The 15,871-nt window shown below is 62.3% G+C and carries 16 protein-coding genes and 1 riboswitch; of the genes, 12 read left to right on the top strand and 4 right to left on the bottom strand.

The window, feature by feature from the left end:
• Window positions 1-115: 115 nt before the first annotated feature.
• The gene (locus KI235_RS07345; protein ID WP_003198787.1) at window positions 116-1,057 is read left to right on the top strand and encodes a folate-binding protein YgfZ; all 942 of its coding nucleotides are present in this window, start codon (window positions 116-118) and stop codon (window positions 1,055-1,057) included.
• Between the two features lie 35 nt (window positions 1,058-1,092).
• A complete protein-coding gene (locus KI235_RS07340) occupies window positions 1,093-1,914 on the top strand; it encodes an HDOD domain-containing protein (protein WP_003198785.1) in 822 nt (273 codons plus the stop codon).
• A 153-nt stretch (window positions 1,915-2,067) separates the two neighbouring features.
• Here the strand turns inward: KI235_RS07340 and KI235_RS07335 are convergent, their stop codons facing one another.
• Complete coding sequence (locus KI235_RS07335; RefSeq protein WP_013692481.1) at window positions 2,068-3,459, bottom strand: sensor histidine kinase; 1,392 nt, start codon at window positions 3,457-3,459, stop codon at window positions 2,068-2,070.
• Window positions 3,452-4,123, bottom strand: a complete 672-nt coding sequence (locus tag KI235_RS07330) for a response regulator (RefSeq protein ID WP_003198779.1) — start codon at window positions 4,121-4,123, stop codon at window positions 3,452-3,454. The genes KI235_RS07335 and KI235_RS07330 overlap by 8 nt, the downstream gene beginning before the upstream one ends.
• Before the next feature lie 427 nt (window positions 4,124-4,550).
• Here KI235_RS07330 and KI235_RS07325 point away from each other — a divergent pair, with 427 nt between their 5' ends.
• The 4 genes from KI235_RS07325 to KI235_RS07310 are packed head-to-tail and all read left to right on the top strand — an operon-like array spanning window position 4,551 to window position 8,609.
• Window positions 4,551-5,543, top strand: coding sequence for a tripartite tricarboxylate transporter substrate binding protein (locus KI235_RS07325; protein ID WP_003198777.1), 993 nt, complete (start codon window positions 4,551-4,553; stop codon window positions 5,541-5,543).
• A 55-nt stretch (window positions 5,544-5,598) separates the two neighbouring features.
• Window positions 5,599-6,060 (top strand): tripartite tricarboxylate transporter TctB family protein, encoded by a 462-nt coding sequence (locus KI235_RS07320; protein WP_069971097.1) that lies wholly within the window; start codon window positions 5,599-5,601, stop codon window positions 6,058-6,060.
• A 1-nt stretch (window position 6,061) separates the two neighbouring features.
• Window positions 6,062-7,576 carry a tripartite tricarboxylate transporter permease gene (locus KI235_RS07315; RefSeq protein ID WP_003198773.1) on the top strand — a complete coding sequence of 505 codons (1,515 nt, stop codon included), beginning with the start codon at window positions 6,062-6,064 and terminating at the stop codon, window positions 7,574-7,576.
• Window positions 7,569-8,609 (top strand): AbrB family transcriptional regulator, encoded by a 1,041-nt coding sequence (locus KI235_RS07310; protein ID WP_027911674.1) that lies wholly within the window; start codon window positions 7,569-7,571, stop codon window positions 8,607-8,609. The genes KI235_RS07315 and KI235_RS07310 overlap by 8 nt, the downstream gene beginning before the upstream one ends.
• Before the next feature lie 107 nt (window positions 8,610-8,716).
• On the opposite strand, the gene ung is transcribed toward KI235_RS07310, so the two are convergent.
• A complete protein-coding gene (ung, locus tag KI235_RS07305) occupies window positions 8,717-9,409 on the bottom strand; it encodes a uracil-DNA glycosylase (RefSeq protein ID WP_013692478.1) in 693 nt (230 codons plus the stop codon).
• A 131-nt stretch (window positions 9,410-9,540) separates the two neighbouring features.
• On the opposite strand from ung, the gene KI235_RS07300 reads away from it, so the two are divergent.
• A complete protein-coding gene (locus KI235_RS07300; RefSeq protein WP_212795610.1) occupies window positions 9,541-10,653 on the top strand; it encodes an enoyl-CoA hydratase/isomerase family protein in 1,113 nt (370 codons plus the stop codon).
• Between the two features lie 243 nt (window positions 10,654-10,896).
• Here the strand turns inward: KI235_RS07300 and KI235_RS07295 are convergent, their stop codons facing one another.
• The gene (locus tag KI235_RS07295; protein WP_003198764.1) at window positions 10,897-11,307 is read right to left on the bottom strand and encodes a hypothetical protein; all 411 of its coding nucleotides are present in this window, start codon (window positions 11,305-11,307) and stop codon (window positions 10,897-10,899) included.
• A gap of 304 nt (window positions 11,308-11,611) precedes the next feature.
• Window positions 11,612-11,713, top strand: a riboswitch (guanidine-I (ykkC/yxkD leader).
• Window positions 11,714-11,773: 60 nt separating this feature from the next.
• On the opposite strand from KI235_RS07295, the gene KI235_RS07290 reads away from it, so the two are divergent.
• Genes KI235_RS07290 through KI235_RS07270 form a run of 5 tightly spaced genes read left to right on the top strand, consistent with a single transcriptional unit; the run spans window position 11,774 to window position 15,850 of the window.
• A complete protein-coding gene (locus KI235_RS07290; RefSeq protein ID WP_027911676.1) occupies window positions 11,774-12,841 on the top strand; it encodes a putative urea ABC transporter substrate-binding protein in 1,068 nt (355 codons plus the stop codon).
• 15 nt (window positions 12,842-12,856) lie between these two features.
• A complete protein-coding gene (locus KI235_RS07285; protein ID WP_212795609.1) occupies window positions 12,857-13,672 on the top strand; it encodes an ABC transporter permease in 816 nt (271 codons plus the stop codon).
• Window positions 13,669-14,457 (top strand): ABC transporter ATP-binding protein, encoded by a 789-nt coding sequence (locus KI235_RS07280; RefSeq protein ID WP_003198758.1) that lies wholly within the window; start codon window positions 13,669-13,671, stop codon window positions 14,455-14,457. The genes KI235_RS07285 and KI235_RS07280 overlap by 4 nt, the downstream gene beginning before the upstream one ends.
• Window positions 14,458-14,471: 14 nt before the next feature.
• Window positions 14,472-15,197 carry an urea amidolyase associated protein UAAP1 gene (locus KI235_RS07275; protein ID WP_003198756.1) on the top strand — a complete coding sequence of 242 codons (726 nt, stop codon included), beginning with the start codon at window positions 14,472-14,474 and terminating at the stop codon, window positions 15,195-15,197.
• Between the two features lie 11 nt (window positions 15,198-15,208).
• On the top strand, window positions 15,209-15,850 hold the full coding sequence (locus KI235_RS07270; protein WP_003198754.1) for an urea amidolyase associated protein UAAP2: 642 nt from the start codon (window positions 15,209-15,211) through the stop codon (window positions 15,848-15,850).
• Window positions 15,851-15,871: the final 21 nt, after the last annotated feature.

Raw genomic sequence — 15,871 nt, 5'->3', positions numbered from 1 at the left:
CCCCGCCGCAGCGGAACAGACAGCTTTGGCAGGGCACCATCGATCCTTTGTGAACTACCCATTTCAAGGGCGCCCCCTTATGATGTCTACCAGACCTTTTACCCTGCGATGACCCATGGCTGATTCCGCTTTTTTCTGCACCCTGTCCCACGAAGGCGTCCTTGCGGTCCGCGGCGTGGATGCCGGCAAATTCCTGCAAGGCCAATTGACCTGCAACCTCGACTACCTGAGTGACAGCCGGGCCAGCCTCGGCGCCCGCTGCACCCAGAAAGGCCGGATGCAATCGAGCTTCCGCATCCTGCTCGAAAGCGACGGCGTGTTGATGGCCATGGCCGCCGAACTGCTCGAACCGCAACTGGCCGACCTGAAAAAATATGCCGTGTTCTCCAAATCCAAGCTCACCGACGAAAGCTCGGCCTGGGTTCGCTTCGGCCTGGAAAACGCCGACAAGGCGCTGGCCGGCCTGGGCCTCGAACTACCGGACGACACCGACAGCGTGGCTCGCCATGAAGCCTTGATCGCCATCCGCGTATCTCCCGGTCGCGCTGAACTGTGGGCGCCCGCCGAACAAGCGCAAACGCTGCGAACCCGCCTGGGCACAGAACTGGCCGAAGCGGATCTGAACCCCTGGCTGTTGGGCCAGGTCCGCGCCGGAATCGGCCAGGTCATGCCGGCCACCCGCGAGCTGTTCATCCCACAGATGCTCAACCTGCAAGCCATCGGCGGCGTCAGTTTCAAGAAAGGCTGCTACACCGGCCAGGAAATCGTCGCCCGCATGCAATACCTGGGCAAGCTCAAGCGACGCCTGTACCGCCTGCAGTTGGACGCCAGCGAACTGCCAGAGCCTGGCACCGCGCTGTTCTCCCCCACGCATGGCAGCTCCATCGGCGAAGTGGTGATTGCCGCCCGCGGCGAGGGGAATATTGAACTGCTTGCGGTATTGCAGGCCGAAGCAGCAGAAGACGACAATTTGCACCTCGGTAGCCTGGAAGGCCCACGCCTTCAATTGTTGGACCTGCCTTACGAACTGGATCGCGACCGCGAAATCCAGCGCTGATCGCAGCATTTGCCGCAATACCCTAGAGAACCGAAATGAGCGATTTGGCGGATAAGGTCCAACGGGATTTGGTGCAAGCCATCGATAACGATGACTTGGTTCTGCCAACATTACCGGAAGTGGCCCTGCAGATTCGCCGGGCCGCCGAAGACCCGGAAATCAGCGTCAGCAACCTGAGCAAAGTGATCGGCCGCGATACGGCTCTCTCGGCACGCCTGATAAAGGTGGTCAACAGCCCACTCCTGCGCGCCACCCAGGAAGTCACTGACCTGCACACGGCCATCACTCGATTGGGCGTCAACTACAGCAGCAACCTGGCCATCGGCCTGGTCATGGAGCAGATTTTCCACGCCCGCTCCGAAGTGGTGGAGCTGAAGATGCGCGAAGTCTGGCGCAAGAGCCTGGAGATCGCCGGCGTCAGCTATGCGCTGTGTCGCGGTTACACCCAACTCAAGCCCGACCAGGCCGCGCTGGGTGGGCTGGTGCACCAGATCGGCGTGCTGCCGATCCTGACGTATGCGCAAGACAACAATGAATTGCTGTCGGACCCGGTCAGCCTCAACCACGTCATCGAAACGATTCACCCGGTGCTGGGGGACAAACTACTCAGCGTCTGGGAGTTTCCGGAGCGGTTGGTGAAGCTGCCAGGGCTGTATCTGGATTTCACCCGGGACTCCAAGCAAATCGATTATGTCGACTTGGTGCAGGTCGCGGCGCTGTATTGCTACAAGGACACCGACCATCCCCTGAGCAAGGTTGACGTGTTCGGGGTTCCCGCCTTCAAGAAACTGGGCATCGACCCGGAGAACAAGGCACGGTGTGCGGATATCGAAGAAGCGCGGTCGATGTTCTATTAAGCAGGTCGGACACCTACGAACGCGTAGTCAAGCCTGAATCTGTGACCTGTGGCAACAGGATTTGTGGGAGCAAAGCTTGCTCGCGAAACAGGCGCCTCGTTTTATATAAAGACCGTGTCGCCATCATCGCGGGCAAGCCTTGCTCCCACAGGATCAGTCTGCGCCTGGGATAAAACTCACCCGCACCTTCAACCCGCGCTCCTGCCCGTCGTGCAAGGTGATCTGCGCCAGGTGCGCACGGCAGATTTCGCCGACGATCGCCAATCCCAGCCCCGAACCCGCCACTTGCTGGTTGCGTCGATAGAAGCGCTCGAACACCCGGTCCCGCTCGTGCAGCGGAATGCCGGGGCCATCGTCCTCGACCTCCAGCACGGCCGGCGCAGAAACCCGCAGGATTACATTGCCACCCGACGGGGTATGGGCCAGGGCGTTGTCCACCAGGTTGCTCAACAACTCGTTCAACAAGGTCGGCTCGCCCCGCAGCCATACCGGTTCGTCGGCTTCCAGGGCCAGCGCCACCCCTCGGGCATGGGCCAGCGGGGCCATGGCCATGCCCAACTCACGGGCCAACTGACTGAGATCAAGCAACTGCGCGCCGCCCTCGGCAATGGCCCGGGCACCGTTTTCCACACGCGCCAAGGACAGCAGCTGATTAGCCAGATGGGTTAGCCGGTCAGTGCCCTGGGCCGCCGTTTCCAGGGTTTCACGCCAGGTCGCCGGTTCACTGGCACGCAAGCCCAGCTCAAGACGCGCCTTGAGCGCGGCCAAGGGCGTGCGCAGCTCATGGGCGGCATCGGCGATGAACTGCGCCTGACGCTCGAATTGCCCCCGCAGGCGCTCGGTGAAATGGTTGAGGGCCCGCACCAGCGGCCATAATTCGTGCTGCACTTCCACCAACGGCAACGGCCGCAGATCGTCCGACTGGCGCTCCTCCACCGCCGTGCGCAAGCGCTCCAGCGGGCGCAACGCCGCGCTGACCGCAAACCACACCAACAGCAGCGCGCCCACGGCCAGCATGCCCAGGCGCAACAGCGTGTCGGCCATCAGCCCACGGGCCATGCTGACCCGCGCCTCTTCAGTCTCCGCTACACGAATTTCCGCCATGCCGTTCATGTTCGGCTCGCTCACGGCCTTGAGCAGGCTGACCACCCGCACGTTCTGCCCCTGATAGCGAGCGTTGTAAAAGCGCGCCAGGGCTGGATAATCGTCCGTGCGCGGCGTGCCGGGCGGCGGGCCGGGGAGGTTTTCGTAGCCGGAAATCAGCTTCTTGTCGATGTCATTGACCTGATAATAAATGCGTCCGGCGCTGTCGTAGGCGAAAGTATCCAGGGCCACGTAGGGCACATCCGCGCTGAGGCTGCCGTCACGCGCCGAAAGGCCCGCGGCGATGGTCCGGGCCGAGGCCAGCAGGGTCCGATCGTAGGCGGTGTCGGCAGCCTCGCGACCGTTCCAGTAGGCGCTCAAGCCGCTGGCGAGCATCAATACCACCAGCAGCAGTGCGAGGTTGCGAAGCAGCCGCCAGCGCAGACTGTCGGGCTTATGCATTGCGATTTTCCAGCAGGTAGCCCAGGCCGCGGAACGTTACGATCGCCACCGCATGACCATCGAGCTTCTTGCGCAAGCGATGGACGTAGATTTCGATGGCGTCGGGGCTGGCCTCTTCGTCCAGGCCGAACACTTGGGCCGCCAGTTGCTCCTTGCTCATCACCCGCCCCGGCCGGGCGATCAACGCCTCCAGCACGGCTTGCTCGCGGGACGTCAGGGTCAACAGTTCATCGTCGAGGGTAAAGCGGCGGGTGTCCAGGTCATAGACCAGCCCGCCACAGCGCTGCTGGCGTTCGCCACCCAGCACGCTACGGCGCAACAGCGCCTTGACCCGGGCCTCCAGCTCAGTGAGCTCGAATGGCTTGGCCAGGTAATCGTCGGCGCCGAGGTTCAGGCCATGGACGCGGTCCTTGACGTCGCTGCGAGCGGTCAGCATCAGCACCGGCAAGGTCTTGCCACGGGCCCGCAGACGCGCCAACACCTCGAAACCGTCCATGCGCGGCAGCCCGACATCCAGGACCGCCACCGCGTATTCCTCGCTGCTCAAGGCCAGGTCAGCCGCGACGCCGTCGTGCAACACGTCCACGGTCAAACCGGTGCTCTTGAGCGCCTGGGCAACGCTTTCGGCGAGCTGCAGATGGTCTTCTACGAGCAGGACACGCATGGGTTATTCCTCGATTCAGGGATGGCCGACGCCATTCTTTGGCGCGGAGTTTACAGCCGCATCCGCCACTGTGAAGGCAAAAAACACGCTGAAAGCTTTTGAAAGGTTAGCGAAAGGTTGGGCCGTTAGAGTCCCTTTACGGATAGTTTCGACTGACCGCCGCGACGCCCGATCGCGAATCGAAAAATGCCACGAAGCGTTTTCGTCCTAAATAAGAAGAATAAAAGCGGAGTATTCACCATGCTGTCCATGCAGCTCCAGGCCCCAGCGCCTGCTCGCCCTTCTCGCTTCAACCAGACCGCCCTGGGCGGTGTCGCCCTGTATTCAATCCCGGTAACGACCTGCGCACCCCGTCAGCGATGACCTGGACGGAATCCGTCAACGACACATTTTCACCACACATAACAACAATCCTGTGGAGACAACAATGAACCTATCACTGCGTAAAGTAGCCCTGGCCGCCGGATGCCTGATGTTTGCCGGGCAGTTGCTCGCCGCTGATCCATCCAAAGAGCCCAAGCGCCCCGAATGCATCGCCCCGGCGGCACCGGGCGGCGGTTTCGACCTGACGTGCAAACTGGCGCAAAGCGCGCTGGTCAACCAGAAACTGCTGACCAAGCCCATGCGGGTGACCTACATGCCCGGCGGTGTCGGCGCGGTGGCCTACAACGCAGTGGTCGCCCAGCGTCCGGCCGACGCCGGTACGCTGGTGGCCTGGTCCAGCGGTTCGCTGTTGAACCTGGCGCAAGGCAAGTTCGGTCGTTTCGATGAAAACGCCGTGCGCTGGCTAGCGGCCGTTGGTACCAGCTACGGCGCCATCGCAGTGAAGAGCGATTCGCCCTACAAGAACCTCGACGATCTGGTACAGGCCCTGAAGAAAGATCCAGGCTCGGTGGTGATCGGCTCCGGCGGCACCGTCGGCAGCCAGGACTGGATGCAAACCGCCCTGATCGCCAAGGCTGCCGGTATCGACCCGCGCAAACTGCGCTACGTGGCACTCGAAGGCGGCGGTGAAATCGCCACTGCCCTGCTCGGCGGTCATATTCAGGTCGGCAGTACGGACATTTCCGACTCCATGCCGCACATCCAGAGTGGTGACATGCGTCTGTTGGCGGTGTTCTCCGATAAACGCCTGGACGAGCCGGAAATGAAAGACATCCCGACCGCTCGCGAACAAGGCTACGACATCCTCTGGCCAGTGGTCCGTGGCTTCTACCTCGGGCCAAAGGTCAGCGATGAAGACTACGCCTGGTGGAAAGACGCGTTCGACAAACTGCTGGCTTCCGAAGAGTTCGCCAAGTTGCGCGACCAGCGCGAGCTGTTCCCGTTCGCCATGACCGGCCCGGAACTGGACGCCTATGTGAAGAAACAAGTGGCTGATTACAAGGTGCTGGCCAAAGAGTTCGGCCTGATCCAGTAACCGTCTCTGTTCTCGCGGCGGCGCTGGCACTGTCGGCGCCGCCCAGGAGTTAGTCATGCTCACCATCCAACGTATTTTTGCCGCGGTGCTGCTACTGGTCTGTATCGGCCTGACGCTGATGGCTTGGCCCTATCAAGCCGCCTTTTCCTACGAACCGGTCGGCCCCCGCGCCTTTCCCTTGCTGATGCTCGGGCTGATGGGGCTGGCATTGCTGTACATGCTGTTTCGCCCTACGCCCATCGTGCACAGCGACGAAGACCCGCACCTGGACCGCGAAACCTTGCAGAAAATCGGTATCTGCGTGGTGCTGCTGCTGGTCTTCGCCGGGACCTTCGAACCCTTGGGCTTCATCCTTGCCAGCATCCTGATCGGCGTGCCGATGGCGCGCCTTTACGGCGGTCGCTGGGTGCCGAGCGTGGTGATCATCAGCCTGATGGCCATCGGTCTTTATCTGTTGTTCGACAAGCTGATGGACGTGCCGCTGCCCCTGGGCCTGCTCGACGTCCTGGAGAATTGATATGGATACCCTGAATTATCTCGGCCAGGGTTTTGGCGTTGCACTGACCCCCTACAACCTCGTCACGGCACTGACCGGCACCCTGATCGGCACCGTGGTCGGCCTGCTGCCGGGCCTGGGCCCGATCAACGGCGTGGCGCTACTGATCCCGATTGCCTTTGCCCTGGGGCTGCCGCCGGAATCGGCGCTGATCCTGCTGGCCGCGGTGTACCTGGGTTGCGAATATGGCGGACGTATCAGCTCGATCCTGCTCAACATCCCGGGTGAAGCCTCCACCGTGATGACCACCCTCGACGGCTACCCGATGGCCCGCCAAGGCCTGGCCGGCGTGGCGTTGTCGCTGTCGGCGTGGAGTTCGTTCATCGGCGCGTTCATCGCCACCTGCGGCATGGTGTTGTTCGCACCCTTGCTGGCCAAATGGGCGATTGCCTTCGGGCCGGCGGAATATTTCGTCCTGATGGTGTTTGCCATTGTCTGCCTCGGCGGCATGGCCGGCGACCGACCGCTCAAGACCTTCATCGCGGCGCTGATCGGCCTGTTCCTGTCCAGTGTCGGGATCGATGCCAACAGCGGCGTGTACCGCTTCACCGGTGACAACATCCACCTGACCGACGGCATCCAGTTCGTCGTGCTGGTGCTGGGCCTGTTCTCCATCAGCGAAATCCTGTTGCTGCTGGAAAAAACCCATCGCGGCCAGGAGGCAGTGAAAGCTACCGGGCGGATGATGTTCAACTTCAAGGAAGCCGCGTCGGTCTTCACCGTGAACCTGCGCTGCGGCGTACTTGGTTTCATCATGGGCGTGCTGCCGGGTGCTGGTGCGACCCTGGCCAGTGCCGTGGCCTACATGACTGAAAAACGCATTGCCGGCGCTGGTGGCACGTTCGGTCAGGGTGACAAGCGCGGCCTCGCCGCCCCGGAAACCGCCATTGGCGGCGCGGCCTGCGGTGCGTTGGTACCGATGCTGACCCTCGGCGTTCCCGGCTCGGGCACCACTGCGGTGATGATCGGTGCGTTGTCGCTGTACAACATCACCCCTGGCCCGCTGCTGTTCCAGCAACAACCGGACATCGTCTGGGGCCTGATCGCGTCGTTGTTCGTCGCCAACGTCATGCTGGTGATCCTCAACATCCCGATGATCCGCATCTTCACCCGCATCCTGGCCGTGCCGAACTGGGCGCTGGTGCCGGTCATCGCAATCATCACCGGCATCGGTGTCTATGCGGTGCATGCCACCACGTTCGACCTGTTCCTGATGATCGGTATCGGTATCTTCGGCTATATCCTGCGCAAGCTGGACTTCCCGCTGTCGCCGGTGCTGCTGGGCTTCATCCTCGGTGGCCTGATGGAGCAGAACCTGCGGCGCGCGCTGTCGATTTCCAACGGTGCGCTGGAAATCCTCTGGTCGAGCCCGATCACCTTCGGCTGCTGGGTGCTGACGGCGATCATGCTGTTCATGCCACTGGTGCGGATCTGGCGTCGCCGCGCCGCACAACGTCGCGCCCTGGCCAATGTCTGAGGCGATATTCAGACAATGGTGGGGAACACCGCTGGTCGGCCTGGCCGGCGGTTACCTGGCCAGCCTGATCGGCTGGCCTTTGCCCTGGATGGTCGGCTCGTTGCTGGCGATCATCCTGGTGCGCTGTCTTACGCCGTGGCAACTGATGGAAATCCCCGGCGGCCGTAAATGCGGCCAATGGGTGGTGGGCATCGGTATCGGCCTGCACTTCACTCCGGTGGTGATGGAGCAGGTCCTGAGCCACTTCGGCCTGATCTTCTTCGGCGCGCTGATCACCAGCGTGTCCAGCGTGGTGAGTGTCTGGCTGATGCGTCGCACCGGCGAGGACCGCGCCACCGCATTCTTCTCGAGCATGCCGGGCGGTTCCGGCGAAATGGTCAACCTCGGCGCCCGCAACGGCGCGGACCTCAGTCGTGTTGCGGCGGGCCAGAGCCTGCGAGTGCTGGTGGTGGTGCTGTGCGTGCCGGCGGCCTTCAAGTACCTGTTGGGTGAAGGCGCACCGGTGCAACACGCCACGACGGTGGACTGGCTGTGGCTGGCGGTGCTGTTCCCGGCGGGCGCCCTGCTCGCCTGGGTCTGGGAGCGCTTGCGCCAACCCAATCCCTGGTTGTTCGGACCATTGCTGGTGAGTGCGGCGGTGAGCGTCGGTTGGGACCTGCACATCGGCCTGCCCAACGGCGCCAGCCAGGTCGGCCAGTGGTTGATCGGCAGCGGATTGGGTTGTCATTTCAACCGGCAGTTCTTTCGTCGGGCGCCGTCGTTCATGGGGCGTACCCTGATCGGCACGGTGTTGACGATGCTGATCGCCACTCTCGCGGCGTTGGGCCTGAGCACCCTGACCCAGCTGGACCTGCGTTCACTGACCCTGGGCATGATGCCCGGAGGTATCGCGGAAATGAGCCTGACGGCCGAGACGTTGCAACTGTCGGTGCCATTGGTGACGGCGTTGCAGGTGATGCGGTTGTTGTTCGTGCTGTTTCTGGCGGAGCCGTTGTTCAGGTATTGGATGCGCAAGCCGGCTTCGGACTTGTAGACCGAGTTGCCCCCATCGCGAGCAAGCTCGCTCCCACATTGGACTTGGGTTGTCCTGAAACCCTGTGGGAGCGAGCCTGCTCGCGAAGGGGCTGTCCAATTAGCGCATCAAACCGGCGGCAATCGCCAATCAATAGGCGCCTCGCCATGTTGTTCGAGGAACTTGTTGGCCCGACTGAAATGCCCGCACCCCAGAAAACCACGATAAGCCGACAACGGCGACGGGTGGACCGAGGTCAGCACCAGGTGCTTGGTGGCGTCGATCAGCTTCTGCTTGCCCTGGGCATGGGCGCCCCATAGCAGGAAGACCAGGTTCTGCTGGTGTTCGCTGACCACTTCGATGACTCGGTCGGTGAAGTGCTGCCAGCCCTTGCCTGCGTGGGCGTTGGCGTTGGCGCGCTCCACGGTCATGGTAGTGTTGAGCAGCAACACGCCCTGGTCGGCCCAGCTTTGCAGATAGCCATGGTTGGGAATATCGATGTTCAGGTCGCGCTTCAATTCCTTGAAGATGTTTACCAGCGACGGCGGCGCTGGCACACCCGGCTGTACCGAGAAGCACAAGCCATGGGCCTGGCCCGGGCCGTGGTACGGGTCCTGGCCGAGAATCACCACCTTGACCTTGTCCAGCGGCGTGGAATTGAGGGCATTGAAAATCAGCGGGGCCGGTGGATAAATCTCCTTGCCGGCGGCGTATTCCCGACGCAGGAATTCGCGCAACTCTGCCATGTAGGGCTGGTCGAACTCGGCACGCAGTGCCTGCTTCCAGCTCGGTTCGAGTTTGATACGGTCGTCGGCAGTCATGGTTGCATCCGGTAAAAACAATGGGCGCACCCTAGGAAAGCCTACATGGCTTGTCAATTGATCTGACGCAGAACCAGCACTTTCCTGCGTAGCGGTCATACTGATTATTCAAATTTCTGATCGAGGTCACGATGAATCTGCACTTCGAAGAGCTCACCGGCATCGACGGTGCCCGTATCGGCATCGCCACCCTGGACGCCGAAAAATCCCTGAACGCCTTGTCCCTGCCGATGATCAACGCCTTGCGTGAACGTCTCGATGCCTGGGCCCGGGAGTCGCAGGTCGTTTGTGTGTTATTGCGCGGCAATGGCGCCAAGGCATTTTGCGCCGGCGGTGAAGTGCGCAGCCTGGTGGAGGCCTGCCGCGCCCATCCCGGCGAAGTGCCGCCGCTGGCTGCGCAATTCTTCGCGGCGGAATACCGCTTGGACTTCAACCTGCACACCTACCCCAAACCCTTGCTGTGCTGGGGGCATGGCTATGTACTGGGTGGCGGCATGGGGCTGTTGCAAGGGGCGAGTATCCGCATCGTCACGCCAAGCAGTCGCCTGGCCATGCCGGAGATCAGCATCGGCCTGTACCCGGATGTCGGCGCCAGTTGGTTCCTGTCGCGCCTGCCCGGCAAGCTCGGCCTGTTTCTCGGCCTGACCGGCGCCCACATGAATGCCCGGGACGCCATCGACCTGGACCTGGCCGACCGCTTTTTGCTGGATGAACAACAGGACGACCTGATCGAAGGCCTGCTGCAACTCAATTGGCAGGAACAGACCGAGATGCAGCTCAACAGCCTGCTCAAGGCCCTGCAACAGGAAGCGGTCGGCCAAATGCCCGAAGCCCAATGGCTGCCACGTCGGCAGAAAATCGATGAATGGCTGGATGTCAGCGATGTGCGCTGTGCCTGGAAAGCCCTCAGCCTGCTGGTGGACCACTCGGACCCGCTGATCGCCCGCGCCGCCAAGACCATGACCGAAGGTTCGCCCTTGACCGCTTATCTGGTCTGGGAACAGATCGCCCGTGCCCGGCATTTGTCCTTGGCCGGCGTGTTCCGGATGGAATACACCTTGAGCCTCAACTGCTGTCGCCATCCGGAATTCAGCGAAGGCGTGCGCGCGCGGCTGATCGACAAGGACCACAAGCCCCGTTGGCACTGGCCGGACATCAACCATGTGCCCGAAGCGGCGGTCGAGGCGCACTTTCACAAGGCGTGGGAGGGGCGGCATCCGTTGGCGGATTTGTCCAACGAGTAAAGCCCTGGGTGACACCTGTGGGAGTGACATTCTGTGAGAGTGACATTCTGTGAAAGTGACATTCTGTGAAAGTGACATCTGTGGGAGCAAAGCTTGCTCGCGATAGCGGTATGCCTGTCACCAGGAAGCTGTCTGATCCCCTGTCATCGCGAGCAAGCTCGCTCCCACAAGCGTTATCCCATCGGGTTTATTGCAGGCACAAAAAAAGCGGCGCTCAATGCGCCGCTTTTTGTTGCCCAAAGGTCAGCGGTGGCTGTTGCGTCCATCGCGATCGCCACGTCCACGATCGCGGTCGCCGCGTCCCCAATGATCACGTCCGCCTCGACCGCCTCGGTCGTCATTCCAGCCGCCCCGGTTATGGCCGTCCCAGCCACCCCGATTCGGATAAGACCGGTACGCCGCTCGCGGTGGCGAGTAGTAGCGTGGGCCTTGTTGATAGTAACGCGGTGCCGAGTAATAGCGCGGCGCCGGTTGGTAATACCGCGGTGCGTAATAGCCACGCGGAGCCGAATAATAACTCCCGCCACCGTAATAGACCGGCGCCGGTGAGGTGTAGACATCGGAACGGTAGTAGCTCGAGTCTCCGTCGTAATAAGGCACGCATGCCGAAAGAGTCAAACCGAGAAACGCAATGAGCAGCAGTCGTCGATACATGGCGGCCTCCTGGACCGCGAATGGGCCACATCAGCGACGCTGATGGGCGGCAGCCAACTTTGTGTGACTGACGCATATTCAGACAGCAAAATCGGAATCTGGTGCGACCTGGCAACAACTAGAAACATGTCGTTCGTCGCCCTCTTCCGGTGCGCGACGGCACCACAAGCAAGCACAAACCCGCCCTCAATCATCCCTCCTCAACAGCTGCCCTCTCTGGCTCGGGCTTTTGCCCGAATTGGCACGGCTCTCGCTTTAACAAATTCCGTGCAGGAGTCATCACAGGTTCGCGGCACCACAATTTGCAATGGCTGACTAGGGTTCCGGCTCGCTTCTGGCGAGTGGCTGGTCCGAGAGTTGGCGACCTCCAGTTGAGGTTACACGGCGGGACAAAAGCCCGGGAGACAAGCCACCGTTCGCGGTGCCGCGTTGCTCCTGTCCGCCCTTGATCAACTGGAGAACTACCATGCTCAAGCTTCGTCTGTCCGCCCTGCTCCTCGCCGCCCTCTCGGCCCTCGCGAGCTTCTCATCCGCCGCCGCCCAAAAAGACCACTTCAGCGTCTGCTGGACCATTTACGCCGGCTGGATGCCCTGGGAATACGCCGGTAGCCAAGGCATCGTCGATAAATGGGCAAAAAAATACGGCATCAAGATCGATGTCGTGCAGCTCAACGATTACGTCGAATCCATCAACCAGTACACCGCCGGTCAGTTCGACGGCTGCACCATGACCAACATGGACGCCCTGACCATTCCCGCCGCCGGTGGCGTGGACAGCACCGCGCTGATCGTCAGCGACTTCTCCAACGGCAACGACGGCATCGTCCTCAAGGGCGAAGGCAAGAAAGTCGCCGACCTCAAGGGCATGGACGTCAATCTGGTGGAACTGTCGGTGTCCCATTACCTGCTGGCCCGTGCCCTGGATTCGGTAGGCCTCGCCGAGAAAGACCTGAAAGTCGTCAACACCTCCGACGCTGATATCTCTGCCGCCTTCAACACCGACCAGGTCAAGGCCGTCACCACCTGGAACCCGATGCTCTCGGACATCAAGGCCCAGCCAGGCGTGAGCGAAGTATTCAATTCCAGCCAGGTTCCCGGCGAAATCATGGACATGATGGTGGTCAACACCCAGACCCTCCAGGACAACCCAGCCCTGGGCAAAGCGTTGACCGGCGCCTGGTTTGAAGTAGTGGCGCTGATGAACGCAAAAAACGCCGCGAGCAAGACGGCGCTGGAACACATGGCGAAAGCCTCGGGCACCGACCTGGCCGGCTTCCAGGCGCAACTGGACACCACCAAGCTGTTCGCCACCCCCAAGGAAGCCCTGGGCTTCGCCACCAGCGAACAACTGCCCGCGACCATGGGCAAGGTCGCCGAGTTTTCGTTCCAGCACGGCTTGTTGGGCGAAGGCGCCAAGAGCACCGACGCGGTCGGCATGACGTTCGCCAATGGCGTGACCCGCGGCGACAAGGCCAACCTCAAGCTGCGCTTTGACCCGACCTACGTACAGCTGGCCGCCGACGCCAAGCTGTAAACCGGAGGACCTGGCATGCGCCTGATCAACCGCTACCCGGATCGTCCCAGCCGCTTGTTGCTGGTGATCCTGCCATTCGCGCTGGTGTTGTCCGCCTACTTCATGGGCTCGGCCGAACGGTTGACGGACAACCCCAACGACAAGCTCCTGCCCAGCGCCGTGCAGATGGCCGATGCGGTGAAACGCCTGGCCTTCACCGCCGACGCCCGCAGCGGCGAATACCTGCTCTGGCAAGACACCGCGTCGAGCCTGAGTCGGTTGGCCATCGGCCTGGGCATCAGCGCCCTGGCCGGGTTATGCCTGGGCATAGCCGCCGGTACGCTGCCACTGTTTGGCGCACCGCTGTCACCGTTGCTCACCGTGGTATCGATGGTACCGCCGCTGGCCATCCTGCCGATCCTGTTCATCGTCTTCGGCCTGGGCGAACTGTCGAAAGTGATGCTGATCGTGATTGGCATCACACCGTGCCTGGCTCGCGACCTGGAACAGCGCGCCCGGGAAATTCCGCCCGAACTGCTGATCAAGGCCCAGACCCTCGGTGCGTCGACCTGGACCCTGCTGCTGCGGGTGGTGCTGCCGCAACTGCTGCCGCGCCTGTTGATTTCCCTGCGGCTGATGCTCGGTTCGGCCTGGTTGTTTCTGATCGCCGCCGAAGCCATCGCCTCCACCGATGGACTGGGCTATCGGATTTTCCTGGTGCGTCGTTACCTGGCGATGGACGTGATCTTGCCGTACGTGGTGTGGATCACCCTGCTCGCCTGGCTGATGGACTGGGGCCTCAAACGCCTGACCCGGCAAGCGTTCCCCTGGTACGAGGGGGCGAAGGCATGAGCTTCATTACGGTGAACAACGTCTGGCAACAGTATGCCGACCAGGTGGTACTGGAGCGTTTGAACCTGAGCGTCTCTGAGGGTGAGTTCTGCACGTTGGTGGGCGCCTCGGGTTGTGGCAAGTCGACCTTCCTGCGCCTGTTGCTGGGCCAGGAACGCGCCAGCCGCGGACAGATTCTCCTGGATGGCGAACCCTTGGCCGGCGAGCCGGATGCCAGCCGGGGCGTGGTGTTCCAGCGCTATTCGGTGTTCCCGCACCTGAGCGTGCTGGACAACGTGGCCCTGGGCCTGGAGTTGCCGCGCTCGCCGCTGCTGGGACGGCTGTTCGGCAGCGCCAAGCGCCAGGCCCGCGAAGAAGCCGCGCAACTGCTGGACAAGGTCGGCCTCGGCCATGCGCTGGATAAATACCCGGCGCAACTGTCCGGGGGCATGCAACAGCGGCTGGCGATTGCCCAGGCACTGATCATGAAGCCGCGTGTCCTGCTGCTGGACGAGCCCTTCGGCGCCCTCGACCCGGGCATTCGCAAAGACATGCACGTCCTGTTGCTTGAGCTGTGGCGCGAAACCCGGCTGACGGTGTTCATGGTCACCCATGACCTGTCCGAAGGTTTCAGCCTCGGCACGCGCCTGCTGGTGTTCGACAAGGTCCGCAGCGACCCGCACGCCCCCGGCGCCTATGGCGCACGCATTACCTACGACATTCCATTGAACAGCGACCGCCGCACCGCCCGTGCCGCCGTCGACGCCCTGCCCGCCGAACTGGCCGGCACGTTGCGTATCGCTTGAAAGGAGCTCTCCCCATGACCGACTCGACCCAATTGTTTACACCCTTCGCCGAAGAACTGCTGCCCGGCGGCGGCCACCGTTCCTTCGTACTCAAGCGCGGCCAACTGCTGCGCCTGACCGACCTGCGCGGCGGGGCCAACGTGAGTCTGACGCTGCTCAACGCCAACGAAAAAACCGAACGCCTGAACCTGCCCGACAGCCTCAAATGCCAACACACCGCCAAGCTTACCGCCGGCCATTGCCTCTACTCCGACATGGGCCGGGTGCTGGCGGCCATCACCGCCGATACCTGCGGCTGGAGCGACAGCCTCGGCGGCGTGCTCTGCGCTGAGGAAGTCGCTGAAAAATACGGTCAGGGCCGCTACCAGGAACTGCGCAACGGCTTCTTTCGCAACGGCACCGACAACCTGCTGGTGGAGCTGGGTAAATGGGGTCTGGGCCTGTCCGACCTGCTGATGACCCTCAACCTGTTCAGCCGGGTCGATGTCGATGAGGCTGGCGGCTTTCACTTCGTTGAAGGCAACTCCCAGGCCGGCGACTACATCGAGCTGTACGCGCCGATGGACACCCTGGTGGTGCTGACCGCGCTGCAACATCCGATGGACCCGAACCCGCAATACGCCCCGCAACCGCTCAAGCTCAGTTGGATGAATGCCGACGCCAGCGTCGCCGAGCACTGCCGCCATTCGCGCCCGGAAAACCAGCGCGGCTTCATCAACACCGACCGCCTGTTCGCCTGAGGATCGTAGCCATGTCACTCACCATCGCCACCGCACACAAGCAACCCGATACCGCCGTCTACCGCGCCACGATTCCCGCCGGGGAACCGTGGCTGACAGAGGTCAAGGCCGGCCAGACCCTGCGCATCCTCGACCTGGAAGGCAACCAGGCGGTCGACACGTTGTTCTACAGCCTGGCCAACCCCAAGGAACGCTACGACGTGCAGCGCACCCTGCGCCGGCAGAACAGCGTCTACCTGAGCACCGGCAGCGTGCTGTATTCCAACCTCGGCCACCCGATGCTGACCATCGTCGAAGACACTTGCGGACGCCACGACACCCTCGGCGGGGCCTGCGCCCAGGAAAGCAACACCGTGCGCTACGCCCTGGAAAAACGCTACATGCACAGCTGCCGCGACAACTACCTGAGGGCCTGCGCCCACGACGGTCGGCTGGGCAAGGGCGACATCGGACCGAACATCAACTTCTTCATGAACGTGCCGGTCACCGCCGATGGCGGCCTGACCTTCGAAGATGGGATCTCGGCGCCAGGCAAATACGTCGACCTGCGGGCCGAGATGGACGTGATCGTGTTGATCTCCAACTGCCCGCAACTGAACAACCCGTGCAACGCCTACAACCCCACGCCAGCGGAGCTCTTGATATGGAACTGAAACTCACCCGCCTGCGCCGCT

The sequence above is a fragment of the Pseudomonas sp. St386 genome (assembly GCF_018325865.1).
Taxonomy (GTDB): Bacteria; Pseudomonadota; Gammaproteobacteria; order Pseudomonadales; family Pseudomonadaceae; genus Aquipseudomonas; species Aquipseudomonas brassicacearum.
This window is presented reverse-complemented; position numbering and strand designations above follow the sequence as displayed.

Coding starts and splice junctions, on each gene's coding strand:
- KI235_RS07345 (WP_003198787.1), top strand. CDS start 116: ATGGCTGATTCCGCTTTTTTCTGCACCCTGTCCCACGAAGGCGTCCTT.
- KI235_RS07340 (WP_003198785.1), top strand. CDS start 1,093: ATGAGCGATTTGGCGGATAAGGTCCAACGGGATTTGGTGCAAGCCATC.
- KI235_RS07335 (WP_013692481.1), bottom strand. CDS start 3,459: ATGCATAAGCCCGACAGTCTGCGCTGGCGGCTGCTTCGCAACCTCGCA.
- KI235_RS07330 (WP_003198779.1), bottom strand. CDS start 4,123: ATGCGTGTCCTGCTCGTAGAAGACCATCTGCAGCTCGCCGAAAGCGTT.
- KI235_RS07325 (WP_003198777.1), top strand. CDS start 4,551: ATGAACCTATCACTGCGTAAAGTAGCCCTGGCCGCCGGATGCCTGATG.
- KI235_RS07320 (WP_069971097.1), top strand. CDS start 5,599: ATGCTCACCATCCAACGTATTTTTGCCGCGGTGCTGCTACTGGTCTGT.
- KI235_RS07315 (WP_003198773.1), top strand. CDS start 6,062: ATGGATACCCTGAATTATCTCGGCCAGGGTTTTGGCGTTGCACTGACC.
- KI235_RS07310 (WP_027911674.1), top strand. CDS start 7,569: ATGTCTGAGGCGATATTCAGACAATGGTGGGGAACACCGCTGGTCGGC.
- ung (WP_013692478.1), bottom strand. CDS start 9,409: ATGACTGCCGACGACCGTATCAAACTCGAACCGAGCTGGAAGCAGGCA.
- KI235_RS07300 (WP_212795610.1), top strand. CDS start 9,541: ATGAATCTGCACTTCGAAGAGCTCACCGGCATCGACGGTGCCCGTATC.
- KI235_RS07295 (WP_003198764.1), bottom strand. CDS start 11,307: ATGTATCGACGACTGCTGCTCATTGCGTTTCTCGGTTTGACTCTTTCG.
- KI235_RS07290 (WP_027911676.1), top strand. CDS start 11,774: ATGCTCAAGCTTCGTCTGTCCGCCCTGCTCCTCGCCGCCCTCTCGGCC.
- KI235_RS07285 (WP_212795609.1), top strand. CDS start 12,857: ATGCGCCTGATCAACCGCTACCCGGATCGTCCCAGCCGCTTGTTGCTG.
- KI235_RS07280 (WP_003198758.1), top strand. CDS start 13,669: ATGAGCTTCATTACGGTGAACAACGTCTGGCAACAGTATGCCGACCAG.
- KI235_RS07275 (WP_003198756.1), top strand. CDS start 14,472: ATGACCGACTCGACCCAATTGTTTACACCCTTCGCCGAAGAACTGCTG.
- KI235_RS07270 (WP_003198754.1), top strand. CDS start 15,209: ATGTCACTCACCATCGCCACCGCACACAAGCAACCCGATACCGCCGTC.